The 26285-nt window shown below is 71.1% G+C and carries 20 protein-coding genes and 1 riboswitch; of the genes, 4 read left to right on the top strand and 16 right to left on the bottom strand.

Going from position 1 to position 26285, the window contains the following annotated elements:
* Positions 1 to 17: 17 nt before the first annotated feature.
* From MYF83_RS24405 to purD, 5 genes are all read right to left on the bottom strand, one after another.
* Positions 18 to 956, bottom strand: a complete 939-nt coding sequence (locus MYF83_RS24405; protein ID WP_248962993.1) for an EamA family transporter — start codon at positions 954 to 956, stop codon at positions 18 to 20.
* A 362-nt stretch (positions 957 to 1318) separates the two neighbouring features.
* Positions 1319 to 2566: a GTP cyclohydrolase IIa gene (locus MYF83_RS24400; protein WP_372500226.1), complete on the bottom strand. Its 1248-nt coding sequence runs from the start codon at positions 2564 to 2566 to the stop codon at positions 1319 to 1321.
* A gap of 424 nt (positions 2567 to 2990) precedes the next feature.
* The gene (murA, locus tag MYF83_RS24395; RefSeq protein WP_248962992.1) at positions 2991 to 4262 is read right to left on the bottom strand and encodes a UDP-N-acetylglucosamine 1-carboxyvinyltransferase; all 1272 of its coding nucleotides are present in this window, start codon (positions 4260 to 4262) and stop codon (positions 2991 to 2993) included.
* 164 nt (positions 4263 to 4426) lie between these two features.
* A complete protein-coding gene (locus tag MYF83_RS24390) occupies positions 4427 to 5470 on the bottom strand; it encodes a hypothetical protein (RefSeq protein WP_248962990.1) in 1044 nt (347 codons plus the stop codon).
* 172 nt (positions 5471 to 5642) lie between these two features.
* The gene (gene purD / locus MYF83_RS24385; protein ID WP_248962989.1) at positions 5643 to 6875 is read right to left on the bottom strand and encodes a phosphoribosylamine--glycine ligase; all 1233 of its coding nucleotides are present in this window, start codon (positions 6873 to 6875) and stop codon (positions 5643 to 5645) included.
* A 394-nt stretch (positions 6876 to 7269) separates the two neighbouring features.
* Between purD and corA the strand changes: the two genes are divergently transcribed.
* Entirely contained in the window at positions 7270 to 8403 is a 1134-nt protein-coding gene (corA, locus tag MYF83_RS24380) for a magnesium/cobalt transporter CorA (protein WP_248962988.1), read from the top strand.
* 61 nt (positions 8404 to 8464) lie between these two features.
* Here the strand turns inward: corA and tenA are convergent, their stop codons facing one another.
* Positions 8465 to 9160, bottom strand: coding sequence for a thiaminase II (gene tenA, locus MYF83_RS24375; protein WP_248962987.1), 696 nt, complete (start codon positions 9158 to 9160; stop codon positions 8465 to 8467).
* Positions 9153 to 9264, bottom strand: a riboswitch (TPP riboswitch). It overlaps the preceding gene by 8 nt.
* Before the next feature lie 128 nt (positions 9265 to 9392).
* On the opposite strand from tenA, the gene MYF83_RS24370 reads away from it, so the two are divergent.
* Complete coding sequence (locus MYF83_RS24370; RefSeq protein WP_248962985.1) at positions 9393 to 9533, top strand: hypothetical protein; 141 nt, start codon at positions 9393 to 9395, stop codon at positions 9531 to 9533.
* A gap of 175 nt (positions 9534 to 9708) precedes the next feature.
* On the opposite strand, the gene MYF83_RS24365 is transcribed toward MYF83_RS24370, so the two are convergent.
* From MYF83_RS24365 to MYF83_RS24355, 3 genes are all read right to left on the bottom strand, one after another.
* The gene (locus MYF83_RS24365; RefSeq protein ID WP_248962984.1) at positions 9709 to 10923 is read right to left on the bottom strand and encodes a helix-turn-helix domain-containing protein; all 1215 of its coding nucleotides are present in this window, start codon (positions 10921 to 10923) and stop codon (positions 9709 to 9711) included.
* A 55-nt stretch (positions 10924 to 10978) separates the two neighbouring features.
* On the bottom strand, positions 10979 to 11809 hold the full coding sequence (locus MYF83_RS24360; RefSeq protein WP_248962982.1) for a hypothetical protein: 831 nt from the start codon (positions 11807 to 11809) through the stop codon (positions 10979 to 10981).
* 98 nt (positions 11810 to 11907) lie between these two features.
* Entirely contained in the window at positions 11908 to 12828 is a 921-nt protein-coding gene (locus tag MYF83_RS24355; protein WP_248962980.1) for a glycerophosphodiester phosphodiesterase family protein, read from the bottom strand.
* Between the two features lie 488 nt (positions 12829 to 13316).
* Here MYF83_RS24355 and MYF83_RS24350 point away from each other — a divergent pair, with 488 nt between their 5' ends.
* On the top strand, positions 13317 to 15104 hold the full coding sequence (locus MYF83_RS24350; RefSeq protein ID WP_248962979.1) for a heparinase II/III family protein: 1788 nt from the start codon (positions 13317 to 13319) through the stop codon (positions 15102 to 15104).
* A 220-nt stretch (positions 15105 to 15324) separates the two neighbouring features.
* Here the strand turns inward: MYF83_RS24350 and MYF83_RS24345 are convergent, their stop codons facing one another.
* The 7 genes from MYF83_RS24345 to fbaA all read right to left on the bottom strand — a co-directional run bounded on the left by MYF83_RS24345 (position 15325) and on the right by fbaA (position 25318).
* Positions 15325 to 16608, bottom strand: coding sequence for an adenylosuccinate synthase (locus tag MYF83_RS24345; protein WP_248962978.1), 1284 nt, complete (start codon positions 16606 to 16608; stop codon positions 15325 to 15327).
* A gap of 101 nt (positions 16609 to 16709) precedes the next feature.
* Positions 16710 to 17129, bottom strand: a complete 420-nt coding sequence (locus MYF83_RS24340) for a DUF3151 domain-containing protein (protein ID WP_248962976.1) — start codon at positions 17127 to 17129, stop codon at positions 16710 to 16712.
* 212 nt (positions 17130 to 17341) lie between these two features.
* Positions 17342 to 19003 (bottom strand): glycosyltransferase family 2 protein, encoded by a 1662-nt coding sequence (locus tag MYF83_RS24335; protein ID WP_248962974.1) that lies wholly within the window; start codon positions 19001 to 19003, stop codon positions 17342 to 17344.
* The gene (locus MYF83_RS24330) at positions 19000 to 21066 is read right to left on the bottom strand and encodes a glycosyltransferase (RefSeq protein WP_248962973.1); all 2067 of its coding nucleotides are present in this window, start codon (positions 21064 to 21066) and stop codon (positions 19000 to 19002) included. Before MYF83_RS24330 ends, MYF83_RS24335 begins: the two co-directional genes overlap by 4 nt.
* 93 nt (positions 21067 to 21159) lie before the next feature.
* Positions 21160 to 22446 (bottom strand): class I SAM-dependent methyltransferase, encoded by a 1287-nt coding sequence (locus MYF83_RS24325; protein ID WP_248962972.1) that lies wholly within the window; start codon positions 22444 to 22446, stop codon positions 21160 to 21162.
* A gap of 48 nt (positions 22447 to 22494) precedes the next feature.
* Positions 22495 to 24084, bottom strand: coding sequence for an asparagine synthetase B family protein (locus MYF83_RS24320; RefSeq protein ID WP_248962971.1), 1590 nt, complete (start codon positions 24082 to 24084; stop codon positions 22495 to 22497).
* A 211-nt stretch (positions 24085 to 24295) separates the two neighbouring features.
* Complete coding sequence (gene fbaA / locus MYF83_RS24315) at positions 24296 to 25318, bottom strand: class II fructose-bisphosphate aldolase (protein ID WP_248962970.1); 1023 nt, start codon at positions 25316 to 25318, stop codon at positions 24296 to 24298.
* Between the two features lie 229 nt (positions 25319 to 25547).
* On the opposite strand from fbaA, the gene MYF83_RS24310 reads away from it, so the two are divergent.
* On the top strand, positions 25548 to 26240 hold the full coding sequence (locus MYF83_RS24310) for a DedA family protein (RefSeq protein WP_248963076.1): 693 nt from the start codon (positions 25548 to 25550) through the stop codon (positions 26238 to 26240).
* Positions 26241 to 26285: the final 45 nt, after the last annotated feature.

Below are 26285 nucleotides of genomic sequence, written 5' to 3'. Positions count from 1 at the left end.
CGGCGCCTGGGGGCGTCTCAGGTGCGGCTGAGTTGCGTCTCACCCGAAGGGGCCCGCGTCTCGGGGCGGCGGCCGTGGCGTTCGGTCGAGACGACCAGCGCGACCCCGACGACGATGATGAGCCCGGCGCCCACCATCTGCCCGGTGACCCGCTCGTCGAGCACCAGCACGCCGAGGAGCACCGCCACGACCGGGTTGACGTACGCGTAGGTGGACACCAGCGAGATCGGCGCGTTCCCGAGCAGCCAGATGTAGGAGGTGAAGCCGACGAGCGAGCCGACCAGGACGAGGTAGGCGAGAGCGAGCCACGAGCTCGTGCTGACCGTGCCGAGGTGCATGCGCTCGCCGAAGGCCGTGCCGGCCACCAGGAGCCCGGCGCCGCCGACGGCCATCTCCACCGTGCTGGCCACGAACGGGTCCTTGGGCATCGGGAGCCGGCCCGACAGGAACGAGCCGGCCGACCAGGAGAGCGACCCGATCAGGATGATCACGATGCTGAGCGGGCTCGACGATCCGCCGCCGGTGAGCGAGAGTCCCGCCACGCCGCAGAACCCGATGAGCACGCCGGTCAGCGACAGCAGATGGGGACGGTCGCGGGCCAGCACGCGGAAGACCACCAGCCAGAGCGGCACCGACGCGACCAGGAGCGCGGCGAGCCCGGAGGAGATGTGCTGCTCGGCGATGGCCACCATGCCGTTGCCCCCGGTCAGCAGCAGCAGGCCGACCAGCCCTGCGCCGCAGAACTCCCGTCCGGTCATCCGCAGGGTCGCCGGCCCGTTGCGGATCGCGAGCACGGTGCCGAGGATGAGGGCCGCCGCGATGAAGCGCAGGCCGCCGCTGAGCATCGGGGGGATGGTGTCGATCGTGAGCCTGATCCCGAGGTAGGTCGACCCCCAGACGACGTACACCGCCGCGAGTGCCGCCCATACCTTGATGTCACGAGTGTTCTGCCCCATGACTCATGACAATATCGGGCTACCCGGACATATCACACGCGGGTTTCAGACCCTGAGATGCGAGCGGTCGCGGCACTATCACAGGTTTGTCCACATCATGTGGATAACTCGGCCGACAAGGGGGCTCCGCGCATCACATTTCCGCATCTGGCCCACGAGAATGGCATGAAGTCCAATCAGGCGGAGTTGTCCACACCCTGTGGAAAACACTCCCGCCGACGCCCCTGAAACGCGCCGAAGCGGTCACGAACCTTCGGATACCTCGTGCGATGTCCACAAACGCCCCGGTGCCCCGCCGGTATCCCGGAACCAGGACGCCGCCCGCGGGCCGCCCGCCCCACGCGGGCGGCCCGGGGAAGGATTCATCGGGGGCCGAGCTTCTCCACGATGAGGCGGTACAGCTGTCGGGGACGGCCCGGCTGGGGAGTGCGATTCGGCGGAAGCGGCCACGCGAGTCCCTCGTCAACCAGCGTGCGCAACAGCCGCCGAGCCGTGCGGGGAGTCACTCCGAGCATCCGCCCGGCACTCTCCGCGTCCACTATCGTGTCGCCGCCCTCCAGCTTCGCGGCCAGCCGCGCCAGCACCTCGACGCCCTTCGGCCTGCCCTGTCCCGGCGCCTGGGGAGGCATCCGGGGAGCGGGCACGAGCGTGCGGCCCTCGCGGTCCACGGCGAACCCCTGCGGCTGCTTGCCCGCCTGCGTACGGGCCAGCGCCGCCCTGGCGTGGGTCTCGGCGTCGTGGGTGGTGCGGCCCATGCCGACGCCCACCTCCACCGCCAGCCCCAGCTCGTCGCGGATGCGCGCGGCGAAGGGCAGGACCCGGAAGCCATCGGTGGCCGCGGCCATGGAGCCGCGCGTCGCCGTCACCAGATAGCTGTGGTCGTCGATCGCCCATACGGCGGCGTTCATCCGGTTGGCCTCCTGCACCAGCAACCGGTGCAGGGACAGCCGCAGCTCGTCACGCCAGTACCTAGGTGCCGCCCGCCGTACGGGCTCGCGTAACGTCGGCACCTCGATGAGCACCACCGTGAGCTGCGACTCCTCCAGCCTGTGATGGGCGCCGAGCAGCGCCGCGGTGTGCAGCGCCGTACGGACCGCCGCGGAGGTCGGCCGCACGCGCACGGTCGGCACGCCGGCCGCGGACAGCCGGTCGGCGACCGCAGGGAGGCAGGTCAGCGCTCCGGTCGTGCTGCCCTGACGGATGAGGCGCTCGTGGTAGGCCGCGACGGTGCCGGTCGCCCCCGGCTCCTCGCGGGTCTGCACCCCACCGGTGGGCAGGCCGAGGTCGGCGTAGGCCTCCTCGACGTCCGAGCGGCTCAGCAGATCGACGCTGACCCGTCGCGGGTCGATGCGCTCGTCCATCGCCGCCCTCGCCAGCGCCGCCGTCAGGGCCGGGCCCCCGAGCTGGACGTACGTCGCCGGGATCGTCAGCACGCCGGAACGCTTGGCCAGCTCGTACGGCACGGGGCTGGCGAACAGGCACGCGTCCACCCCCGGGCCGAGCCGCACCACCTTGTCGGCCGCCTCCTGCTCGTCGCGGTAGGCCGCGGCGACCAGCCGGCACGGAACCGGGGCCGCCGCGTGGCCCATGAGCATCACGCGTTCGACCAGGTCGTGAGGCCCCACCACCCCGATGGTGAGGTCCGGGCCCGACGCGCCCACACGTGATCCTCGCGGAGTTTCTTCGGCCCTTTCGACCAATGTTCGTCCCATCCCGCCATACCTTTGATGGAGGCCGCCCGCCGCGCGACCCCCGAAACCGGCCTGTCCGGCATGGCGGGCGCCCGGCGTGGCTTCCTCGCGAAATCCACAGGTCGAGTCCGCCTCGCCGGGGGCGCCGAGCAGGCCGCCTGAAAGGCGGCCCACGGCGTTCCCGGCAAGGGTTCGTCGCCCATCCGGTCTAGTCCTCTTTGGAACGATCGCTCGCCAAGGCACTAATGTCACGCCCGGATTTGCGGGAAAGCGGCCCTCCCATGCCCGTAAGGCATGGGGGTGATGGTCATATGGACAGGTCAGAGGCGGTTTACGAGCTCAGTCACGTCCTAGGGGAAATCTCTCTTACCACATCGCCTCCCAGGGCCTTCATGCGCTCCGCGAGGTCGTGGTGGCCGCGGTCGATGAGGTAGCCGGGGGAGACGACGGTCTCCCCGTCGGCGGCCAGGCCCGCGAGCACGAGGGCGATGCCGGAGCGCAGGTCGTGGGCCGTCACGTCGGTGCCGGTCAGCGGGGTCGGTCCGTGGACGACCGCGCGGTTGCCCTCGACCTCGATGTGCGCGCCCATCTTGTTGAGCTCGCCCGCGAGCGCGAAGCGGCCGTCGAAGATGCGCTCGTGGATGTAGCTCGCCCCGTCCGCCAGGCAGGCCGCCGTCATGATGGGTGACTGCAGGTCGGTGGCGAAGCCGGGGTAGGTGTCGGTGATGACGTTGATCGGACGCAGCGGCCGGTCGCGCCGCACGTTCAGCACGGCGCCGTCGGTGGCGAACTCGACGCCCATCTGCTCCAGCTTCCACCGGACCACGCCGAGGTGCTCCAGGGACGCGCCGACGAGGTTGACCTCGCCGCCGGTGATGGCGGCGGCCATCGCGAACACGCCGGCGTCGAGCCGGTCGGGCATGACGCGGTGCTCCACGGCGGTGAGCTCGTCGACGCCCTCGACGGTGATGAAGCCGGTGCCGCCGCCGCTGATGCGGGCGCCCATCTTGGTGAGCATCTCGATGACGTCGAGGACCTCGGGCTCCAGCGCGGCGTTCTCGATGACGGTGGTGCCCTTGGCGAGCGCGGCCGCCATGATGAGGTTCTCGGTGCCCGTGTGGGAGGGCGTGTCGAGGTACAGCGGGTGGCCGGTGAGGCCGGCGGCCTTGACGTGGATGACGCTCTCGCCCTCGTCCACCACGGCGCCGAGCCGCTTGTACCCGAGGTAGTGGAAGTCGAGGTTGCGGCTGCCGAGGTTGCATCCGCCGACGCCCTCGATGATGGCCTCGCCGAGGCGGTGCAGCAGGGCGGGGACGAAGAGCACCGACCCGCGGAAGCGCCGTGCGATCTCGGCCGGCAGCACGGGGCTGGTGAGCCGCGAGGCGTCGATGACGAGCGTGCGCTCGGCCTCGTGGAGCTCCACCTTGGCGCCCACGGCCTCGGCGAGCTCCAGGGCCCGCCGGACGTCTTCGATGATGGGCACGTTGCGCAGGACCGTGCGGCCGTCGGCGGCGAGCAGGGCCGCACCGATCATCGGGAGAACGGCGTTCTTGGCTCCCTGGATGAAGGCGGTTCCGCGCAGGGCGTTGCCACCGCGCACGCGGTAACGAACCATATGATGAGGCTCCTCGAAATCTGGAAATGACGCGCCTTGTAAGCGGACGGCGGCAAAGTTATCCGCCCACAGTAGCCCTTTCAGGATGCCGGGCCGGCCGGTTTGCGGTCACACACTTCCGGCTGGTTCGACGCTGCACAGCTGCCCTGAAAACCGCTGATCATTCACCGTACGGCCGGGTTCGTCGGCACGTTCGGCGATGCCGCGTGCAGCAGGGTGTCGGCACGCTGGTCGACCAGCCGCGTCACCACCTGCTGGGCGTACCCGAACGCCATCGCCCACACCAGGATCGAGGTCTGCGAGCTGAGCCCGCCGAACCCCGGCACAAAACCCGAGTTGAGGATCAGCAGGCCGATGATCGCGGTCGCCACGCCCGCGGGCGCCTTGAGCAGGTTCTGCGCGACCGCGAGCGAGTAGCGGGTGGACAGCTCCGAGCGGGTCGACAGGCTGGTGGCGGTGGCGAGGGCCGCCCCGAGCATCCCGATGAGCGCGACCAGTGGCACGTCTCCGTGCGTCGGTGAGCCGTTACCGGTCGGGCACACCTGGTCGCCGCGTGGCCCGAAGCTCGCCAGCAGGGTGCCGTTGCCGCACATCGGGATCGCGTACGGCCAGACCGCGCCGATGGTCACCAGGCCCGCCACGATCAGCGTGAGGAGGCCCACGCCGCCGAGGAGCAGGTTGCGGAAGCTGCGCACCCGGCTGCTCTCGATCGAGGCCGCGCTGTAGGCGGCCCTCAGCACCGACTGCAGCAACGACCGGTCCCGCTCGTCGATGTCGCCCGCGGTGGTGCGCGCGGCGAGCTGGGTGAGCCGGGCGTCGTCGGCATGCAGGTACGCGCGGCCGGTAGCGAGCACCTCGGGGGCGCGGGCGTTCAGCTCGCTCGCCGGGAGCAGCCCGTAGAGCAGGATGGTCGCGCCGTAGATGTTGGACCAGGCGCCCTCGATGGCCTGCCCGGTCAGCCAGCGCCGCCATCCCTGCCGCTCCTTGGCGTACCTCGCGGCCGTCGCGAGCTGGCGTCCGATCGACGCGTGCAGCGCTTCGAGGCCCGGCTCGTGCGCACGCGCGCCCAGGCATCGGTCGGCGTCCGCCTTGATCTCCTCGCTGCGCGAGGCGATGTACACGCGCCACACGCCGGGCCAGCGCAGCACGTCCTTCTCGCTGACGTCACCGGACGCCTCGCTCGCTCGCACGGCGGGGTCGGCTGCCATGTGCTCCTCCAGGGGGTCGCCTCTGCCCCCCGGCTTACCGTGATCTCCCGCTTCGCGCCACCGTTTCACGATCATCGGTCACGCCGAGCCCGTGGACCAGGACCACTGGTCGCCGCAGGAGCGATGCGTGGTTCCCCCCGGCAGGCTGCCGGTCGGGTCAGGGACGTACGGGTCAGGCGCGGGCGGCGATGTCGGAGCGGTGGTGGGAGCCGCGGAGGGCGATGCGGCCGACCTGGGCGTACGCGGCGGCGCGCGCGGAGGCGATGTCGGCGCCCGTGCCGACCACGCTGAGCACCCGCCCGCCGGCGGACACGACCCGGCCCTCCTCGTCGAGCGCGGTGCCCGCGTGGATGACGTAGGCGTCCTTCACGGCCGGGTCCAGCCCCTCGATGCGGTCACCCTTGACGGGGTCGGCCGGGTAGTTCTCCGCGGCGATGACCACGGTGACGGCCGCGCCGTCGCGGAAGCGCGGCGCGGGCTCCTCGCCGAGGGCGCCGGTCGCGCAGGCGTGCAGCAGGCCGGCGAGCGGGGTCTCCAGGCGGTCGAGCACGACCTGGGCCTCCGGGTCGCCGAACCGGGCGTTGAACTCGATGACCCTCGGCCCCGCCTGCGTCAGGGCCAGCCCGGCGTACAGCACCCCGGTGTAGGGGGTGCCGCGCCGCGCGAGCTCGCCGACGGTCGGCAGGACGACTTCGGCCATGACCTGCTCGGTGAGGCCCTCCGGCGCCCACGGCAGCGGCGTGTAAGCGCCCATGCCGCCGGTGTTCGGGCCCTGGTCGCCGTCGTAGGCGCGCTTGAAGTCCTGGGCGGGCTGCAGCGCGATGGCGGTTGTGCCGTCGCACAGGGCGAACAGCGAGACCTCCGGGCCGTCGAGGAACTCCTCGATGACGACGCGCTCGCAGGCCGCCGCGTGGGCGAGCGCCTCGGCGCGGTCCGCGGTCACGACGACGCCCTTGCCGGCCGCCAGCCCGTCGTCCTTCACGACGTACGGCGCGCCGAACGCCTCCAGCGCCGCTTCGGCCTCTTGCGGCGTCACGCACACGCGCGCTCCGGCCGTCGGCACTCCGGCGGCCACCATGATGTCCTTGGCGAACGCTTTGGAGCCCTCGATGAGGGCCGCTTCCTTGGACGGGCCGAAGCACGGGACGCCCGCGGCGCGGACGGCGTCGGCCACGCCCGCCACCAGCGGCGCCTCCGGCCCCACGACGACCAGCTCGGCGCCCAGCCGTACGGCCAGCGCCACGACCTGCTCGGGGTCGGTGGGCACGACGGGATGGGTGGTGGCCACCGAGGCGATGCCGGCGTTTCCTGGAGCACAGTGGAGCTCGGACACCGCCGGGTCGAGCCCGAGGGCGCGGCAGAGGGCGTGCTCGCGGCCGCCGGATCCAATCACAAGAACGCGCACGTGGGGAGTCTACGGGCCGGCTCTGGGGTCACCGGACGGCGGCGGTGTAACCGCAGGTCGGTCAAGCGATGGCTGGTGTTCACAGTGCTGATGGCGACGTTTTGTCGAGTTCCACATGATCGGGGGGCCTAAGGGGGATGTAAGCTGTGAGCTGAAGCGTGCCTGTGGTAAGTTAGGGCAGCTTTGAGCCGTCTCTTATGCGATTGGAGGTGGAATCGGGATGACTTCTGGTGATCCCAGCAGTACGTGCTCGCGCACGTACGTCGTGCGCAAACCCGACCACTCCAATTCGGTGTCCGACTGAGAGCCACGCGCCTTTTTCTTCCGCGACGTTGGTCGCGTTATCCCTTACTTCGCGCGTAGGTTCGATGATGTCGGGCGGGAAGGGACCGCCATGCGCTCGTCAACCCTTTTTCAGCGGATCAACCTGCACCCGCGCACCACGCACGTCCGGCTCGGCGCCGTGCCGTCGGCCGGTGTGGTGCGGCGTGAGCCTGTGAACGGCCGCTGCGTGCCGCCGCGTGACTCACTGGTGGAGTACGGCGCCTATGTCGCCGGCAAGCGTGTCCGCGTCTCCGGCATTCCGGAGGCCGTCAGCCTGGTGCGCGAGCACAACGCCACCTCCGAGACGGGCGGCGCGTACGTCTGGGTCGGTCTGCACGAGCCGGAGGCTCCCGAGGTCGAGTGGCTGGCCGAGGTGTTCGGCCTGCACCCGCTGGCCGTCGAGGACGCCATCAAGGCCCACCAGCGGCCCAAAGTGGAACGTTACGGCGACTCCCTGTTCATGGTGCTGAAGACCATCGCCTATGTGGAGCACGACGAGCTGACCGCCTCCAGTGAGATCATCGCCAGCGGCGAGATCATGGTGTTCGTCGGCCCCGACTTCGTGGTCACCGTCCGCCACGGCGAGCACTGCCCGCTCGCGGACGTGCGCGAGCGCCTGGAGGAGAAGCCCAAGATGATCGCGCGCGGCCCTTCCGGGGTGCTGCACGCCATCGCCGACCACGTCGTCGACAAGTACCTTTCCGTGGCCGACCAGATGCAGGCCGAGCTGGAGGAGGTCGAGGCGGCCGTCTTCGCCGACGTGAGCTCCCGCGACATCGGCCGCATCTACCAGCTCAAGCGCGAGATGATCGAGATGAAGCGGGCCGTGACGCCGCTGCAGACCCCCTTGGGAGCCCTGCCGCAGCGCCGCATGATCCCCTCGGAGATGCGCGAGTACTTCCGTGACGTCGTCGACCACCTCTCGCGGGTCTGCGAGCAGGTGGAGTCGTCGAACGAGCTGTGCAACTCCATCCTGCAGGCGGCCCTCGCCAGGTCCAACGCCCTCGCGAACGAGGACATGCGCAAGATCTCGGCCTGGGTGGCCATCATCTCGGTGCCCACGATGATCGCCGGCATCTACGGCATGAACTTCACCCACATGCCCGAGCTGTCCGCCGTCTGGGGTTATCCGCTGGTCATCGGCGTGATGCTGGTCATCTGCTCCCTGCTCTACCGGGGCTTCCGCCGCAACAGCTGGCTGTGACGGACCGGCGATCCGTCCGGACCTCGCGCCCTGGCGCCGTCCGGCCGGACGCCGCCGCCGGTCAGACCGGCCAGGTCTCCTTGCGCCAGGCCGCGTCCCAGAACATCCACTCGTAGCGCGACGTCGTGACGAAGTGCTCGAGGGCGCGGTCGCGCTGGGCTTCGGTCGCCTCCGCTCCGGTGCGGTCGGCGAGGGCCACCACCCGGCGGACCACGCTCTGGAAGGCCTCATCCCCGTAGGCGGCGATCCAGCGCCGGTACAGCGGGTCCGGCGAGGACTCCTCCAGCAGCGCCTCGCCCACGCGGGCGTAGATCCAGTAGCAGGGAAGCACCGCGGCGAGACCGTCGAGGAACGACCCGCCGTACACCGTGGCCAGCAGGTAGCTGGTGTAGGCCCGCGTGGTCGGCCCCACCGGCAGCTCCGCGGCCCGCTCGGCCGAGCCGCCCAGATCGGCCATGAACGCCGCGTGCATCTCCTGCTCCGCGGCGATGGCGCCCACGGCGTCGCTCGCGAAGGCCCGCACGTCGTCCTCGCCCGGCGCCCTGGCGGCGCAGACGGCCAGCGCGCGGGCGTAGTCGCGCAGGTAGTGCGAGTCCTGCACGACGAAGTGCCGGAAGGCCTCGCGCGGCAGCGTGCCGTCCACCAGGCCGCTGATGAACGGGTGCGCAAGGATCGCCTTGTAGATCGGCGTGATCGCCTCCCACAGCTCCTCGCTGTACGGCCGCGACCGGAGGACGGTGAACTCGGACGTCGCCATGGATACAACTCCCTACGCCGGCATGACCCGGTCAGGTTCGAGCGGTCTGTGGCCGCGCCAGCCACACTCTCAGCCCGGTGCGCCGGACTCCCGCGTTCTGTCCGCCCGAGACTAACTCCTGCCCTCCCCGCCGCCGCAACCGCCGCCGGCAGGGACACCTCCTACGGCGCACCGCGGAGGCCGAGGCGGGCCGGTGTGTCCGGCTCAACCCTCGGCCAGGGGCAGAAGCTTCGTGACCGTGTTCCAATTGCGCACCGTGGCGATGACGTTCGACCGCTTCTCCGGCAGGGGCGGCAGCTTCGTGCGGCGCAGGCCGTCGGGGAAGTACATGTACAACTCGCGCCTGCCGATCCGCATCTCCTCGGGCGCGTAGGCCGCCGGGTCGATGCTCGCGAGCGCACAGCGCTACCTCCTCTTCTGGTCACACCAACGGCGACCGACCGGTGACGCTACCGCCCGTACCTGCCACCCTGTGTCAGATATGGCCAACGCGCAGTACCAGGGCGCTGCCAGTGCCTTCACGGAGGCCGAGGCGCCGGGCCGATGGTCTAGGGCACTATGCGGAGTTTGGGGCGGTGGTCGTGGAGCCCCAGCAGTTCGCGGACGCGGGGGAGATGCCAGGCGAGCCGGGCGGCGAGGTCGGGCATCGTGAGGCCGGTCTCGGCCGCCGCGAGGTCGAACGCCTGGCGAAGCAGGACCGGGTGCTCCCCGGGGTAGCCCGTGATGGGCTCGCCGGTGAAGCCGGGCTGGTCGCGCAGGGTGCGCAGACGCTGGTAGGCGCGGCTCGCCGAGGAGTCCGAGAGCAGGCCCACCTCGCGGCAGCGGTAGAGGAGGGAGTCCACCGACACGCCCCAGGTGTGGCGCAGCTCGGCCAGGCGGCGCAGGTCGAGGCGGCGGGGCAGGTCGGGCAGGATGCTGTCGCGCGGGGTCAGGAACTCGGCGGCGAAGGTGTCGGCCTCCCGCTCCTGCTGGACGTCGCCCGCCGCCGTCTCGCCGTGCAGGACGAGATGGCCCAGCTCGTGGGCGGCGGTGAACCGGTAGCGGTGGATGTCGTCGAAGCGGTTGGCGGTCAGGACCACGATCGGCCGCGGCAGCTGCGAGGTCGAGAAGGCGTCCACCGTGGTGGCGTCCTCGTCGGGCGGAGGGAAGACCACGACGATCCCATGCGCCTCCATGTGGCGCACGAGGTGCGAGATCGGCCCGGTGCCGAGTCCCCAGTGGGCGCGCAGCGCCCGGGCGGCCGCGGCCGGGTCGCGTGGCAGCTCGACCCCCGAATGGACCTCCCCGCCGGAGAAGCCGGGAAGGTCCACCGGCGGGAGCTGGACGCGCTTCTCCAGGGCATGGGTGAGCTCCCACACCTGCTCGACGAACGCCACGGCCTTGGCCCGCTGGTGCACACGGGTGGAGCGCAGGCTGCGGAAGTGCGCCATGGACCCGTCGAGCTTGCCGTGCGGCCGTCCTGACAGGAAGAACGCGGGCGGGACGACGAGGACGTCGGCGAGGCGCGGGATGAGGTCGGGCCGGGGGTGGGTCATGCCGGTCTCGTACTGCCCGATCGCCGCCGGGGTCACGCCCACGCGCTCCGCGAGATCCTTCTTGGTCATCCCGGCCAGCCGCCGCGCCTGGGTGAGCCGTGCCTGGTCGAAGGCGTCGGCCACGGCCTGCGGGCTGGGCCCGCCACGGCCCCCGGGCCGCCCGCGTCCGGCCGCCCCGGAGGCGTCCAGGAGGCGGACCCGGCCTCGGTCGTTGTCACGGTCGTTCATCGGCCCGGCCTCGGTCGTTCTGACGGTCGTTCATCGGATCCGGCCGCGGCCCTTCTCAGGGCCGCTCGCCGGCGCCGGCGATCGGAGGCTCGGCGGTGGTCTCGCTGTTCACGGGGAAGATCATGCCATTCGCGCGTTCGGCCGCGGGCCGCCTGGTGAGGGTGAGGTCGGGCTCGGCGCCCCGGTCGAAGCGCGCCGCGACGTCCGGCTCCGCGTCGGGAAGGACCTGCGCGACCCAGGGCAGGGCCGTCAGCAGAGGGATCTGCTCGCAGTGGATCCAGTGGACGCGGCCCATGTCGTCGATGAGCTCGGCTTCGCCCCAGTAGACCTTGAGCAGGCTGGCCTGGGCGTTCGCGGCGTAGGCGACCGGGATGAGGCGGGTGTCGTCGGGAAGCTGCGCGAGCAGGGGACGCGCCGCGGCCAGCTCCGCCAGTCCCGCGGCCTCCTCCGCCTCGTCCACGCCGAGTTCGAGCTCTTCCTGGTAGTAGCGGGTCTGCGGGCCGAAGCGGGTGAACAGCTCGCGGACCAGCGCGGAGACGCGGCCGTCGCTGACCCGGCCCTCGCTGATCGGGGTCGTGTCGTCCTCGGCGTAGCGGAACGGCAGGAGCAGGTTGCCGTCGAGCACGACCAGGTGGTGCGGAGAGCCGTACGGCCTGACGACCTGGAAACCGGGCTCGTTCCTGAACCCGTCGACGAGCGCCTCGTAGCGGCGTGCCATGAGCGTGGACCCGTAGGCGTACCGTTTGTCGCTTCTGGATGACTTCTGGGCGTCCTGGGCGTTGGTGGCGGCCTCCAGGAGGGACGCGGCGAGCTGGCCCCGCACCGCGGCGGCGCGCTCGCCGAAGCGCTCGGTGGCCCACCTCGACATCTCCGGCTCCGCCTGCATCGGCGACCTCCCATTGGCGTCCTGGCTTCAGTTCCTCGCACCATACTCCCGCGAGGGCTGTAGTTGATGTTGGGACTCGCCGGAAAGCCGCGGCGAGGTCAGGCGGGGGCGGGACGCAGCGCGGCGGCGGGCCGGGGGAGCGGGAGCCCGCGGCGCGTCCACAGCTCGCGCATCCGGTCGGGGTAGTCCGTGACCACGCCCATGACGCCGAGGTCGATCAGGCGCGCCGCCTCCTCGGGGTCGTTGACCGTCCAGACGGCGACCGGCAGCCCTGCGGCGGCGGCCCTGCTCATCAGCTCCTCGTCGACCAGCACACCGTCGGGGGACAGCGTCGTGGCGCCGATCGACGCGGCCGCCGCGGCGATGTCGCCGCCGAACTCGGCGACATGGTCGAGCCCGAGCCACGCCGGCGTCAGCGTCGCCTTCTCCACCAAGGCGTAGCGCCTGGCGACGAGGCCCTCGGCGACGCGCAGCACGCGCCAGTCGAAGCTGAGGATCGCCGCCCCGTCCAGCCGCCCGTGCCGGTCGAGCTCCGCGACCACGAGCTCGGTCAGCTCGCGTGGATCGCCGGACAGGTCCGGGCGGGTCGGGTCGGACTTCAGCTCGACGTGCAACCGCACCTCGTCCGCGCCGTAGGCCTCCACCAGCGCCAGAACGGAGCCGAGCGTGGGCATGCGAGCCCCCGGGATGGGGAGCTGCGTGCGGACGAAGCGGTCTGACTTGGACTTCGGGTGACGCACCCCCACGTCCAGGGTGCGCAGCTGCTGAAGGGTCAGCGAGCGGATCGGCTTGCCGACGTAGGGGAACGCGGGGTCCCCCGGGATCGCCGGGCCCGTGTCGGCGCTGGTCACCGCCGATACGGTCAGATCATGGGTGAGGACGAGCCGGCGGTCGGCGGTCAGCGCGACGTCGAACTCGATGGCGTGGACGCCGAGCCCCAGCGTGTAGGCCATGCCGGGGAGGGTGTTCTCCGGGCGCAGGCCCCGTGCCCCCCGGTGGCCGTGTATCTCCACCTGCACAATGGCGCACCCTATCGTTCACATCCCTTGACCGAGTTCAGGCAGGGCCGTGCGCGCAGGCTGAAGTCCGCCGGTGAAAGCGAAACGCGTGGATCGGGAGAGACACAGGTGAGGTGTCGTAGCGGACCGGTGGTCGTGCCCGGCCGGAGGGTCCACAGGGACTCCGGCCGGGACGGCGGCCCGTTCGGGGCGCGCCGAGACCTGATCGTTATCAACCTTGCGTGGAGCCGCGTGATCTAACGCTGTGTCCGGCAAAGGGGGGCGATCATGAACCCGGGCACATGCGTCTCGCGTCGGGACGAGGCCGGCGAGGCGGGTTCCTCAGCCGCCGGCCACCGGTAGCGCGCCACGCGCTGCCCTAGGCGCGCGATCAAACCTTCCCGCCTTTTCTTTCGCCGTTCCGCCATTCCGTCGTGCCCGGGTTTTGAGCAATCGCTTGCTTGTCCCTCTTTCCGTGCGCGGCCCGTCCCAGCCGATCCGGAGACCTCATGACACAGCAGGACCAGCCGTCCAGCCGAGGACGCCGCAGCCGTATATGGGCGCCCCTCGCGCAGCTCGTCCTCCTGGTGGCGATCATCGTGGCCTGCGTCATCAAGCTGACCCAGCCCGCCACCCCGTCGCTCGCGGCGAGCGCGAACGGGGTGAAATGCCGAGTCGACCAGTCCGCCGCCGTCGGGGCGGCGGACGTGATGAAGGGCAGGCTGGCGCTCGCCGGCCTTCCGGCGTTCTCCATCGGCAAGGACATCGACTGGCACCTCGACCCGTACCGGAACCGGTCCTGGGCGCTCGACTTCCACTCGCTGCGCTGGATCGGCAACCTGATCCTGGCCTACGAGACGACCAGGCGGCAGGACTACCTCGACCGTGCCGTCGCGATCGCCGAGGACTGGGTGCACGACAACCCGCGTGGCGCGTCCGGCACCGATGAGTGGGCCTGGGCCGAGCACGCGATCGCGCTCCGGGCACCGGTCCTGGTCTGCCTCAGCAAGTACGTGAAGGCCGGCTGGCTGGCGGGCGGCCTGGCCGAGCACGCCGCCGCCCTCGCCGATCCCGCGCTGTACAAGCAGGGGCACAACCACGGTCTGGACCAGGACATCGCGCTGCTGAGCATCGCCTGCCGGCTGCACGACGAGGGCTGGAAGGACCTGGCCCTGCGCAGGATGACCGCATCGGGGCGGATCGCCATCGACAAGCAGGGCGTCCTCCAGGAGCAGGCCCCCCGGTATGGGCTGTACGTCCACGAGCGCCTCGGCATCGTGATGACCATGATCAAGGACTGTCGCACGGCCGTGCCGGACGATCTCGTGGCCCGCCGGCGGGCGCTGGAGACCTACATCGCGCACGCCACGCAGCCCGACGGCCGCATGGTGCCGCTCGGGGACAGCCCCGCCGACCTGCGCCCGAAGGGCTACCCGCACGAGGCGGCGACGGTGAAGGTGTTCGGCGGCGGCTACGTGTTCGGCAGGACCGCCTGGGACAGCGAGGACGCGGCGTACTACTCGATCAGGTTCGGCCCCGGGCGCAGGTTCCACGGGCACGAGGACCACATGGGCGTGACCTACCACGCGCAACGACGCGACATCCTGGTCGAAGCGGGTTTCCACTCCTACGAGAAGACGCCCTACCAGTTCTGGACGACGTCCGCGGAGGCGCACAACGTCCCGGTCGTGGCCGGCGCGAGGTTCCGCCCGGGAACGCCGACCACGCTCGCCGGCCGGTCGATCGGCGCCACCCGGCAGTCGTACCGGCTCACCGACCAGGCGTACGGGGTCGTCCGCGGCCGATCGGTACTGGTGAACCACGGCAAGGACCTGATGGCCGTACTGGACACCGCGCCGGCGGGATCGCGAGTATCACCCATCTGGCACTTCTCCCCGTCCCTCGAGGTGCTCTCCGACAAGGACGGCAGAGTGGTCCTCGGAACCGGAACCGGAACCGGGGACGAGGGTGGTAGCGGCGACGGATCGGGTGCGGGACCGGCGGGCAAGGGTTGGAGGGTGACGCTGGCCCAGATGAACGCGTCCTCGTGCGAGCCCCTCACCGGGCAATCGGTACAAGCCGGAAAGTCCAGTCCCTTCCAGGGCTGGGTCTCGCCGTCCTATCTGAAGAGGACTCCGGCCCCCACGGTGATCTCCCCGCCTGCCGGCGCCGTGCTGAGCGTGATCGTGCCCGGCGCCGCCGACCCCGAGATCACCTGCACTGGCGGCAAGGTCACCGTGCGCACGCCCAGCGGCCCCGTCTCCTTCACGGTGCCGGCCCCCGGAGAGCTGCGCTAACGGCCCATCACGCGACCTTGGCCGGGGTCGCTCGTTCGTCGCCGCGAGGTGCCATATTTTTGATCATTTAGGGACGATCTGCTACGTTTCCCCGAAATGATCATGCAACTGATCAGCTCCGCCGCCCCCCTTCCCACCGCGCCGGATACGTGAGCACCGTTCCGGGGGGAGTAAGGCGCCGCGTCCTGCGGGACGGGGCGCCTTGTCCCGGTGGGTCGGGCTAGATCAAGGGGCGGATGGAGAGGGTCTGGGTGCGGCCGGGGCCTACGCCGATGGCGGAGATCGGGGCGCCGCTCAGCTCCTCAAGGGCCCTGACGTAGTCCTGGGCGTTCTTCGGCAGGTCCTCGAAGGACTTGGCCTCGGTGATGTCCTCCTGCCAGCCCGGCAGCTCCTCGTAGATCGGCTTCGCGTGGTGGAAGTCGGTCTGGGTCATCGGGATCTCGTCGTGGCGGACGCCGTCCACCTCGTAGGCGACGCAGACCGGGATGCGCTCGAGGCCGGAGAGCACGTCGAGCTTGGTGAGGAAGAAGTCGGTCACGCCGTTGATACGGGTGGCGTACCTGGCGATGATCGCGTCGAACCAGCCGCAGCGGCGGTTGCGGCCGGTCGTCACGCCGTACTCGCCGCCGGTGGTGCGCAGCCAGTCGCCCATCTCGTCGGTGAGCTCGGTCGGGAACGGACCGGAGCCGACGCGGGTGGTGTAGGCCTTCAGGATGCCGATCACGCGGGTCAGGCGGGTCGGCGGGATGCCCGAGCCGATGCAGGCCCCGCCGGAGGTCGGCGAGGAGGAGGTCACGAACGGGTAGGTGCCGTGGTCGATGTCGAGCAGGTTGCCCTGGCCGCCTTCGAGCAGCACCACCTTGTGCTCGTCCAGCGCCTTGTTCAGGATCAGCGAGGTGTCGGCGATGTGCGGCGTGAGCCGCTCGGCGTAGCCGAGGTACTCCTCCAGCACCCTGGCGGGCTCGATGCCCCTGCGGTTGTAGACCTTGGTGAGCACCTGGTTCTTCTCGCCGAGAGCGACCTCGATCTTCTTGCCGAGGATGCCCGGGTCGAGCAGGTCCTGCACGCGGATGCCCATACGCGCGATCTTGTCGCCGTACGCGGGGCCGATGCCGCGCCCGGTCGTCCCGATGCGGGCCTTGCCGAGGTAGCGCTCGGTGACCTTGTCGAGGGCCTTGTGGTGGGGCATGATCAAATGCGCGCTCGCCGAGATGAGCAGCCGGTCGCAGGAGATGCCGCGTTCCTGCAGCCCGTCGATCTCCGACAGGAGCACCCCGGGGTCGATGACGACGCCGTTGCCGATCACCGGGACCACCTCGGGCGACAGCACCCCCGTCGGCAGCAGGTGCAGCGCGTACTTCTGGTCGCCGATCACCACGGTGTGACCCGCGTTGTTCCCGCCCTGGTAGCGGACGACGTAGTCGACCTCGCCGCCCAGTAGGTCGGTGGCCTTACCCTTGCCCTCATCGCCCCACTGGGCGCCCACGAGAACGACAGCCGGCATGGTTAACTCCCGCGCACAAAAACGAAACCCCTGGCGCAAGCGCGACAGGGGCTCTTGCGTTGAGAGACTACCCGAGCATGCTGATGCCGCCCAAGCGCGACTTACGGGGAGTTGAGCGCCTTTACCGCCACTGGGCTACTTTCACGGAGAAACTGTGCGCACCGCTCGGCCTCGTCCTTCTCGCCGATCGCCTGGGCGGCGCGGGCGAGGGCGTGGAGGCAGCGCAGGAACCCCCGGTTGGGCTCGTGCTCCCAGGGGATGGGGCCGTGACCCTTCCAGCCCGCCCGGCGAAGCTGGTCCAGGCCCCGATGGTAGCCGGTGCGGGCGAAGGCGTAGGACGTCACCGCGTGCCCGGCGGCGAAGTACTCGTCGGCGAGCGTCGCCCATGCCGCGGGGAAGGCCGGGAAGCGCGCGGCGACGTCACTTGCCTTGGCACCGGACTCCAGGGCCCCCCGGGCCTCCGGGTTGTCCGGCAGATGGGTGGGGGGCGGCCCGGCGATAAGGTTCTCGTGCGTTTCCATGAGCACAGTCTTACCTGTGTTGAGCCTGCGTGGTCATACCGCCTGCTGTGATACATCGGGAAAGCCGAAAATTGTCGCTATCCCCCCGCAGGACCCACGGCTTCGCCCACAGGGCCTAAGGGTTCCGCCTCTGGGGGGCCGGGAGGCAGAACGGGCAGGCCTTCGTCGACCCGCTCAGGCGCCTGAGCGGGTCGACCGGTCGCCGCCCATGATCAGCGCAGGCGCCGGAGCAGGGCCTTGGGGCTTCTGCGAGGGGAGTTGCCCGCGCCCGGGCCATCGCCGCGGTCCGCGCCCGCTTTCGCGCCGGCGCCGTCCGGGGGCGAGGTGTCCCTGGTCAGGGCCGCGAGCCGCTCGGCCAGCCGGGCGTTCTCCGCGCGGAGCCGCTCGATCTCCCGCGTGAGCGCCGGGTCCTCGGTCTTGCCCCGCTTCGGGGGTTGGGCCTCGGCCGCCGGGAGGAAGCCCAGCGTCCTGCCGTCCATCCAGTGGGTGCCGTACACGTCGTCGACGGCGGCGTCCAACGGCTCGTCCTCGCCGCGCACCAGCGCGGCCCTGGCGAAGGCGCCGGTGTGCTCCAGCCGGGCCGTGACCACCTCGTCGGCCTCGTCGAGGGCGACGCTGACCAGCCCGTGGCCGTGCTCGGCCGCGTGCCGCACCAGCCGCCGGAGCGACTCGGGGCCGGGGACCCAGCCGAGCGGGCAGAACAGGCGGTACGGGGAGGGCGCGGCCGTGCCGGGCACCCGGTCCACGTACCGCACGCGCGGCTCGCTCCGGTACAGCCCGCGCACGAGCAGCAGGTCGAGCGCGGGGCTGTCCAGCGGGTTGCGCCGGTCCTCCTGGACGGAGTCCCACGGTCCCACCAGGGTGATCCGGATGTCGTTCAGCGAGCTGGCGAGTAGGCCGTCCACGGTCGCCCGGGTGTCCTCGTAGGAGGCGCCGCCGGCCTCGACCACGACCTCGACGTAGGGCACGAGCCACTGGCGGTGGGGGTGGGTGCGCAGCCACCGCATGTGCGGGATGTGGTCGGGCACGAACGCCTGGTTGTACCGCCGGACCTGCTCCCCGTCGCGCATCATCATCGAGGTGCCGAGGTGGCGGCTCCGGGCCTCGGGCGCCAGCACGAACGCGGCGCCGGCCTGGGCGAGCCGGTAGCCCAGCTCGGTGTCCTCGCCGAGGACCAGACCGGTGTCCAGCGGCCCGGCCTCGCGCAGCAGGCGGGCGTTCACCGACGCGGCGTTGGTCACGTGGACGCGGTACGCCGAGTCGCCCGCCGTGCGCAGGCCGTCGGTCCGTTCGGCGAGGTCGATGATCCAGGCGTGCGGCTCGCTCGCCGCCTCGTCGAAGAGCTTCTCGGTGGCGCCGGCCGAGACCGCCGTGTGCACCTCGGAGGGAGTCGGGCTGCCCGGATGGTGGTCGACGTACCGCACGTACCCCATGACCACCAGGTAGTCGGCGAGGTGGTGCCAGCGCATGTGCGCCTCCACCTCGTCATGGAAGGTCACCATGTCGGCGTCCAGCCAGTGGACGACGTCGCCGCCGGCGACCGCGAGCCCGGCGTTGCGGGCGTTGGACCGGCCTCGCGACCCCGGCTCGGTGGTGATCAGGCGGGTGTTCTCCGGAACGATCTCGGGCAGGCGGAGGCGGGGATCGGTGCCGTCGTCGACGACCACGACCTCCATCAGGTGCCGGGGATAGCTCTGGGCGGCGAGGGCGGCGAGGGTGAGGTCGAGCTTGTCCTGGTGCCCGTAGGCGGCGATCACCACGCTGACCGACAGCCGGGGCGTCCAGGCTCCGGGCTCCGGCGGCGCCAGCACCCCGTAGTCGTTGTGCCGGATTCTCGGCTGGCCGGGTCGCGCGTGCTCGGTCGGCTGCGTCACTGCTTCCACTCCATCAATCGGCTCGGCCGGAAACCCCGCCATTGGTCCTTGGCCCTGGCCAGGAAGTATCCGACCGGCTCCTGCCAGGTGTGCTTGCCTCTGGCCGCCCTGCGCGCGACGAAACCGAGGCCGTGCGTCCGGTAGATGCCGCCGCCGGCGTGGAGCAGGGCCTGGAAGAACTGGACGTCCACCGAGTGCGCCACCGGCCGGAAGCCGCCGAGCGCCTCGAAGGCCGAACGCGAGACGACGAACGTCCCGCCCGCGACGTGGTCGGACATCGTCTCGCTGGTCCAGTTGCGCCGGATGGTGACATCGATCTGCTGCAGGTAGAAGAACTCCGAGGCCGCGCCGACCAGCTCCGCGCCGGAGTAGGACTGGGCGAGCATCATGTCGGCCAGGTGGTCGGGGCCGTACCAGTCGTCGTCATCCCATTTGCTGATGAAGGACCCGGAGACCCGGGCGGCCGCCATGTTGAGCACGGTGCCGAACGGTACGGAGCCGTCGGCTTCGACGACCGTGATCGGCCGGTCGAAGTCCCTGACGGCCCGCGCAATCTCCGGGGCGGTGGCGGGCACCCCGTGCAGCGTGAGGATGACCTCCAGTTCGACTCCGCGCTGCCTGGCGATCTGGGAGAGGGCGAAGGGCACCAGGTCGGCCCGCCGGGTGCACATGATGACCGAGATCATCGGCTGGGGAGGGACGGGCATCCCGGCGTGGGCGGCGAGCTCCCGCCACCGTGCCGTGGTCCCGTGGCGGGTCAGGGCGAGCCGGCGCAGCCGAACGCTGTGCTCCTCCCTGCGCAGGTCGTCGGCCAGCTCTTGCTCGGTCACGGCGGCCAGCCGTGTGGCCAGCTCCGGTCCGAGCGCCTGCGCGGCCCACGCGGGCGGCGGATCAGAGAGCAGTGGGACGCCGGCGGCGGCGAGGCCGGCCACCGCGCGGACGGCGGCGATCGGGCCGGTGTGGGCCGGACGCCACGTGAGGCGCACGCCCCGCAGCCGGCGCAGGCGGCCGATGTCGGCGTCGGTCACGCCGCCGGAGGCGGGCAGGCGTACGAGCGTCCGGTCGTCGAGGTGGACCTCCCAGCGGCCGTCGTGCTGGGCGAGATCGGCCACCGGCCTCGTCGGCGTCCTGAGGAACCCTCGCGGATTGACCGAACGCTCGTCCACGGGCGGCACGGCCTCCGGCTCGAACACCGCGCCCAGCAGCGCCTCGTACCCGCCGGGAGAGCCGAGGCGCTCCCAGGTGATCGTCGCTGAACGGTCGAAGGCGGGAACCCGCTCGTCGATCCACTCGTCGAAGCCGCCGTCCGCGCCGGAGCCGTCGAAGGCGCCGTCCGCACCGGAGTGGTCGAAGGCGCCGTCCGGACCGGAGCCGTCGACGTCCGCACCACCGTTCGCGGGGTGATCGGCGCCCGAGGCCGGTCGCGTCCTCCGAGCCGGCGGCACGGCGCGTATCGCCAGGTCGGCGCTCGAGACACCGGAGCGTTCCGGCGCCGGCCCGCGCCGGTCGGCGAAGGTGACGTTGGGGTCGCCGGGCCGCCAGTCGGCGAGCCCGGGCCCGGCCACCGCGGCCATCGGCAAGGGGTACCCGTTCAGGGAGTGGCCGCCGAAGCTCCTGGCGACGGCCGCCGCGACCTCCCCTGCCGGCCGCGGCTCGGAGAACCGGGCCTTGACCCGCCAGCCGCTGTGGCCGTACCGGGAGACGCCGACAGCCCGGAGGTAGCGCCGGCCGAGCCCTGGCGACAGCGGTACCCCGGGGGCGTTGCACCACGGCGGCGACTCGACGACGATCACGCCGATCATGGGCGCCGAGGGGAGTCCTTCGCTCAGTGTGACGGCGCGTCGCAGGTCGGTGAGGGTCCGCGCGACCACCAGGACGGCGGCCGGTTCGGAGGTCGCCCACGGCCTCGGGCCCATGCTCTCCACGTCCGCCGCCTCGAAGGCCACGCCGGGCAGCAGGTCGTCGAGATCGGCGGTCTCCACCCCGGCGACGGCGACGGCGATCTTCCCGCCGGCCTTGGTGAGTTCGGCCGTCATCCCGGCCGATACCAGCTCGGCGGTCATACCGGGTCTCCTTCGGCCGCCGGCTCCGACGGCATCGGGGCGGCCGTCATGTCCGGCCTCCCTCGATGGTTCCCGTCCAGAAGGGGCGGCGGCTCATCGGGGGTTCCGCCTCAGGACCATCGCGCCCTTCTCCGCGGGGTACGCGGCGCCGGTCAGCTCCGGGTGCTCCCGGAGCCAGCGGTCGGCCACCTCCCGCTCGGCGGGGCGGTCGGTGTCGTCCAGGACGAACCACGCCTCGTCCGCGCATCGGGGCAGCAGCACGGGCAGCGCCGGGTAGCGGGCGAGCGGGGCGGTGTTCCCGGGCGGCCCGTCCACGAAGACCAGGTCGATGCCGGTCACGTCGTCCAGCGCGCTGGTGTCGTACCAGGGGAAGGTCTCGCCGCCGTCCGGGCCGGTGGGGCCTTCCTGCGGAGTGCCGGGCTCCTCGCCGGTACGGCCGGCGGCCTGGCCGCCGGGGGTCCAGGAGGCGAGCGGCGCGTGGCGCACCTCCACCACGTCCTGCAGGCCGTGGGCGAGGACGAGGTCTCTGGACGCCTCGGCGAACCTCTCGTCGTGCTCCAGGGCGACGACCCGCCCGCCGCCGAATTGCTGGACGGCATAGCCGAGCCAGATGCTCGACGAACCGCTGCCGCATTCGACGATGATCTTGGCACGATCCACCGCGATTCGCTCGATGAGCAGGCGAAGGACGTCGGGGGAGGCCGCCCAGCCGCGCAGCCGGGGAAGCGGGGCGCGCGGCTGGAGCAGGGCGCGGAGGTCGATCAGGGCCTCGAGCTGTGCGTAGTTGTGGCGAGCGGATCTGGCCAGATCCGCCTGTCCGTCCCGTACCGCGCCGCCGAGCGTGTCGAGCCGCTCGTCAAGGTCGCGCACGGCCGACAGGACCGTGCGGGCGAGCTGTTCGTGGTCGTGGCGGAGTTTTCGCAGGTCTTCCAGGTCGCCGGCGCTCTCCCGGACGGTGGCGTCGACGCGGGACACGGCGCTCGCGAGCTGGGAGAGCCGTTCCGCCTGCGCGGTCAGCTCCATGCGGTCCTCACCGAGGGCGGCGAGGACGACGCGCGACTGCCTGAGCCCGGCCTCCTCCAGCCGCCCGGTGAGCCCATCGAGGGTGGCGGCGAGCTGCGCCAGGCCGTGTTCGGCTCTGGTGAGCGCGGCCTCCTCGCGCTTGGTCCGTGCGTCGATCCGCAAGGCCTTGCCGTCCGTCCTGCGCACGGCGGCGACGATCACGGCCGCCGCGGCCAGGGTCAGCACCGAGACGGCGAGCTGAGCCGCCGCGATGGGGTCGACGGCTCCCGCAGCGGACAGCAGCACCAGCGTGATCATCACGACACCCGCGAAGGCGGCGCTGATGATCAGCAGGAGGCGTGGAGGTAATGTCCGCATTACTGCCCTTTCTGGATATATCAAGGAGGGGTCCCGAGTATTCGGATGTCAGATAACGGGCTCCCAAGCGACGCGGGAGCCGTATTCCTCGCACCAGCGAGCGAGCATGCTCGCCCAGCGCAGGACGTAGAGCGGTCCTGACCATTGCGCCTGGCGCGCACGGAGTCCGGGATCGGTCAGCGTCGCGAGCAGCCGAGGACCCAGCAGCGCGCGTACCTCGTCGCGCCCCGAGATGCTCTCGGCGAGTGCGGCGAGCGCGGCCGGGGTGGTCGCCCGGCGCGGGCCAGGCGCGGGCTGGTCGCCGGCGTCGTTCGTGGAGGGCAGCGAGGCCAGCTCTGGTGAACCGGACCCGAGCATCGCCAGGTAATACGCATGATCTTCCCGGGCGGCGAGCGGCACGCTCAGCGCGGCGGTGACCACGTCGGGGTCGGCGAACGGCAGCCACAGCTCGGCCTCGGGCCCTAGCAGCCAGTTCGGAGAGGAGTAGATGCCGCGGTAGCGGGTGAGGAGCCGCGCGAGGATCGGCATGGCGTGATGCCCGTCGACCGGACGCGTCACCCGGTGGAACGCCGCCAGGCTGAGGTCGGCGAGGGCGTCGCCCACACCGGGCGCCCAGACCTCCGGCTGCCGGGGGAAGTGCGTCGACAGCGTCCGCCACGTGATGGTGCGGGCCTGTTCGGGACTCGCGGCCCCCATGACGTCCCGGTGGTCGCCACGGGTCCTGAGCAGCCCGTCCCCGAGGCAGCCGTCGATCAGAGGCGCCCGCAGGCGGTGCGCCGCCCGCGCGTACGGCATGGCCCATCCGTGGTGCAAGGTCTGGTACTGCGTGCGGCGCCACACCTGGCGGTGCTCTTCCAGCCAGGACTCCGGCCCCGGCACCACCACGTGGTGCGGCACGCCGAGCGCCGCCGCGACGGTACGAGCGCAGGAGATGTCCAGGTCCAGGCCGTCGTCGGTGCTGGTGGTCCACGCCTCCACCTGGCTGCCGGGGCGGCGGACGGCGAGCGCGGCGAGCAGCCGGGAGTCCCAGCCGCCGCTGAGCCCGATCGCCACGGGACCCGCGCGGTGCGGGATCCGCTGGGCGATCAGGTCGACCATGTCCTCCGGAGAAGGCGGCTTGTCCGGTTCCGCCGCCAGCCACGCGGGCTCGAACCGCTCCACCCGCAGCCGATCGGGACCGCCGGGGGCCGCACGCCAGGCGGTCGCGGGCGCGAGGTGCCTGATCTCGCGGAACGGCGTCTCGTCCGCGAGCGGCGTGGTCATCACCAGGAGGTTCGCCCACGCCGACCAGTCGATGTGCAAGGGGGCGTCGTCCAGCCGGACGAGCGGGTCGAGGCGGGCGGAGAAGTAGAGGGCGTCCCCGAGGAGACGGACGTTCATGTCGTTCAGGCCGAGGGCGTCGGTGTGCAGGACCGCGCCCTGCCGGTCGATGACCAGCCCGGCGGCCAGGCGGCGCTCGGCGGCGTCCTGCCAGGAGTGCGGCTGCGGGAGACCGCCCGCCACGGGCCACCATAGGTAGCCGGAACGCGGCCCCGCGGTCCAGTTCTCCGGCTCGCCCGTCGACCACAGGGCAGCCAAGGGAGAACGGTGCACTTCGTCGAGCCCTCGCGGCGAGGCCGACAGCAGCCGGTCCACCACGCGCGCATCCCAGTTCCCGATGGCACCGCACACATATGGTCGCGCTCGGTATGAGATGGACATTTAGCCCATAGTAACGACGTATTTGTTACATCTGCCTCGCAGTCAACTGTTTTTACGTTTTTTCTCAGGAAGCTCACATGGAACGGACAGGTCGTGCAGCCTGCCCGTTCCACTGCGAGTCAGGACATCTTCGACTTCAAGATCTCCATCAGGACAGCTTCGTCCCGGCGGAGAGCAGGTTCTCGCAGGCCTCCCTTACGCGCGTCGCCATGCCGGCCTCGGCCGACTTGCCCCACGAGCGCGGGTCGTAGTCCTTCTTGTTGCCCACGTCGCCGTCGACCTTCAGGACGCCGTCGTACTTCCTGAACATGTGGTCGGCGACCGGCCGGGTGAAGGCGTACTGCGTGTCGGTGTCGATGTTCATCTTCACCACGCCGTAGGAGATCGCCTCGCGGATCTCCTCCAGCGACGAGCCCGAGCCGCCGTGGAAGACCAGGTAGAAGGGCTTGTCCTGGCCGTACTTGGCGCCCACGGCCTCCTGGATGTCCTTCAGCACGCTAGGACGCAGCTTGACGTGGCCCGGCTTGTAGACGCCGTGCACGTTGCCGAAGGTGGCGGCCAGCAGGTAGCGGCCGCGGTCGCCCAGGCCGAGCGCCTCGGCGGTGGCCAGGGCGTCCTCCGGGGTGCTGTAAAGCTTCTCGTTCATCTCGCCGATGACGCCGTCCTCCTCGCCGCCGACGACGCCGATCTCGACCTCGAGGACGACCTTGGCGGCGCTGGCCTTCTCGAGCAGCTCGCGGGCGATCTCGAGGTTCTCGTCGAGCGGGCAGGCCGAGCCGTCCCACATGTGCGACTGGAACAGCGGGTCCTCGCCCCGGGCCACGCGCTCCTTGGAGATCTCCAGCAGCGGGCGCACCAAGCCGTCGAGCCTGTCCTTCTGGCAGTGGTCGGTGTGCAGGGCGATGTTCACCGGGTACTTGTCCGCGACGACGCGGGCGTACTCCGCGAGGGCCACGGCACCGGTCACCATGTCCTTCACCGTGGTGCCGGACAGGTATTCGGCTCCGCCGGTCGACACCTGGATGATGCCGTCGCTCTCGGCCTCGGCGAAGCCGCGCAGCGTGGCGTTCAACGTCTGCGAGGACGTCACATTGATCGCCGGGTATGCGAAACCATTGGCCTTGGCCCGGTCGAGCATCTCGGCGTAGACCTCTGGGGTCGCGATAGGCATCGGAGTCATCTCCCTAGACGGAACGGATGGCTGGCGCGGGGCTGAGTCCACCCCCGGGCAAGTATTGCGAAGGAGCGGCAGTCGAGGAAGCAGGAGCCGGACTCGGGTTCACGACCGGGGTCGTGCCCGTGGGCTCCACGCCCGCCCGCCGTGCCACCGCGTGCGCTGACACACCTGGTCCTACCCTCTGGCGCGCCCCACCCGCCGCTCAGGGGTACCCTCATCGGTGATGGACCTCACAAATCTTCTGGACGCCCAATGGTGGATCGTCACCTTCGGGCTCATTGGCATCCTCGCGATCATCTTCGCCGAGACCGGGCTCCTCATCGGATTCTTCCTGCCCGGTGACTCGCTCCTCGTGGTCGCCGGGATGGGGGCGTCCGCGGCGGTCGCCTCCTCGGTCGGCCTCGACGCGCCGTTTCCGCTGGCGGTCCTGCTCATCTGCGCGCCGCTGTGCGCCATCGCGGGCGCCCAGGTGGGCCACTACATCGGCGCCAAGACCGGCCCCCGGCTGTTCTCCAGACCCAACTCCCGCCTTTTCAAGACGGAGTACGTGGAGAAGGCCGAGCACTACTTCGAGAAGTTCGGGCCGTCGAGGGCCGTGGTGCTGGCGAGGTTCATCCCGATCGTCCGCACGTTCCTCAACCCGGTCGCCGGCATGCTCGGCATGCCCGTGCCGAAATTCTTCCTGTGGAACGTCGTGGGCGGCGTCCTGTGGACCGAGTCGATGCTGCTCATCGGCTACTTCGCGGGCAGCGCCATCCCGAACGTCGACCGGTACATCCTGCCCGGCGCCGTGGTGATCATCCTTCTGTCGGTCATCCCGATCGTGCGCGAGGTGCTCAAGGGCCGCAGGGAGTCCAAGGACACCGCCGGCGAGCCTCGTGGACGCCATCACAAGGACTCCGCCTCCCCGCTCTAGCGGCACGGCAGAGGACGCGACGGGCGGGCTTTCGCCAAGAAAGTC

The organism is Sphaerisporangium perillae, from assembly GCF_023276435.1.
GTDB classification, from domain to species: Bacteria; Actinomycetota; Actinomycetes; order Streptosporangiales; family Streptosporangiaceae; genus Sphaerisporangium; species Sphaerisporangium perillae.
Note: the sequence above shows the minus strand (reverse complement) of the source record. Positions and strands in the feature narration are given on the sequence as shown.

What these genes read in the sequence shown, in the direction of transcription:
- MYF83_RS24405 (WP_248962993.1), bottom strand. Translation starts at nt 956, where the DNA reads ATGGGGCAGAACACTCGTGACATCAAGGTATGGGCGGCACTCGCGGCG.
- murA (WP_248962992.1), bottom strand. Translation starts at nt 4,262, where the DNA reads ATGGTTCGTTACCGCGTGCGCGGTGGCAACGCCCTGCGCGGAACCGCC.
- MYF83_RS24390 (WP_248962990.1), bottom strand. Translation starts at nt 5,470, where the DNA reads ATGGCAGCCGACCCCGCCGTGCGAGCGAGCGAGGCGTCCGGTGACGTC.
- corA (WP_248962988.1), top strand. Translation starts at nt 7,270, where the DNA reads ATGCGCTCGTCAACCCTTTTTCAGCGGATCAACCTGCACCCGCGCACC.
- tenA (WP_248962987.1), bottom strand. Translation starts at nt 9,160, where the DNA reads ATGGCGACGTCCGAGTTCACCGTCCTCCGGTCGCGGCCGTACAGCGAG.
- MYF83_RS24365 (WP_248962984.1), bottom strand. Translation starts at nt 10,923, where the DNA reads ATGAACGACCGTGACAACGACCGAGGCCGGGTCCGCCTCCTGGACGCC.
- MYF83_RS24360 (WP_248962982.1), bottom strand. Translation starts at nt 11,809, where the DNA reads ATGCAGGCGGAGCCGGAGATGTCGAGGTGGGCCACCGAGCGCTTCGGC.
- MYF83_RS24350 (WP_248962979.1), top strand. Translation starts at nt 13,317, where the DNA reads ATGACACAGCAGGACCAGCCGTCCAGCCGAGGACGCCGCAGCCGTATA.
- MYF83_RS24345 (WP_248962978.1), bottom strand. Translation starts at nt 16,608, where the DNA reads ATGCCGGCTGTCGTTCTCGTGGGCGCCCAGTGGGGCGATGAGGGCAAG.
- MYF83_RS24340 (WP_248962976.1), bottom strand. Translation starts at nt 17,129, where the DNA reads ATGGAAACGCACGAGAACCTTATCGCCGGGCCGCCCCCCACCCATCTG.
- MYF83_RS24330 (WP_248962973.1), bottom strand. Translation starts at nt 21,066, where the DNA reads ATGACCGCCGAGCTGGTATCGGCCGGGATGACGGCCGAACTCACCAAG.
- MYF83_RS24325 (WP_248962972.1), bottom strand. Translation starts at nt 22,446, where the DNA reads ATGCGGACATTACCTCCACGCCTCCTGCTGATCATCAGCGCCGCCTTC.
- fbaA (WP_248962970.1), bottom strand. Translation starts at nt 25,318, where the DNA reads ATGCCTATCGCGACCCCAGAGGTCTACGCCGAGATGCTCGACCGGGCC.
- MYF83_RS24310 (WP_248963076.1), top strand. Translation starts at nt 25,548, where the DNA reads ATGGACCTCACAAATCTTCTGGACGCCCAATGGTGGATCGTCACCTTC.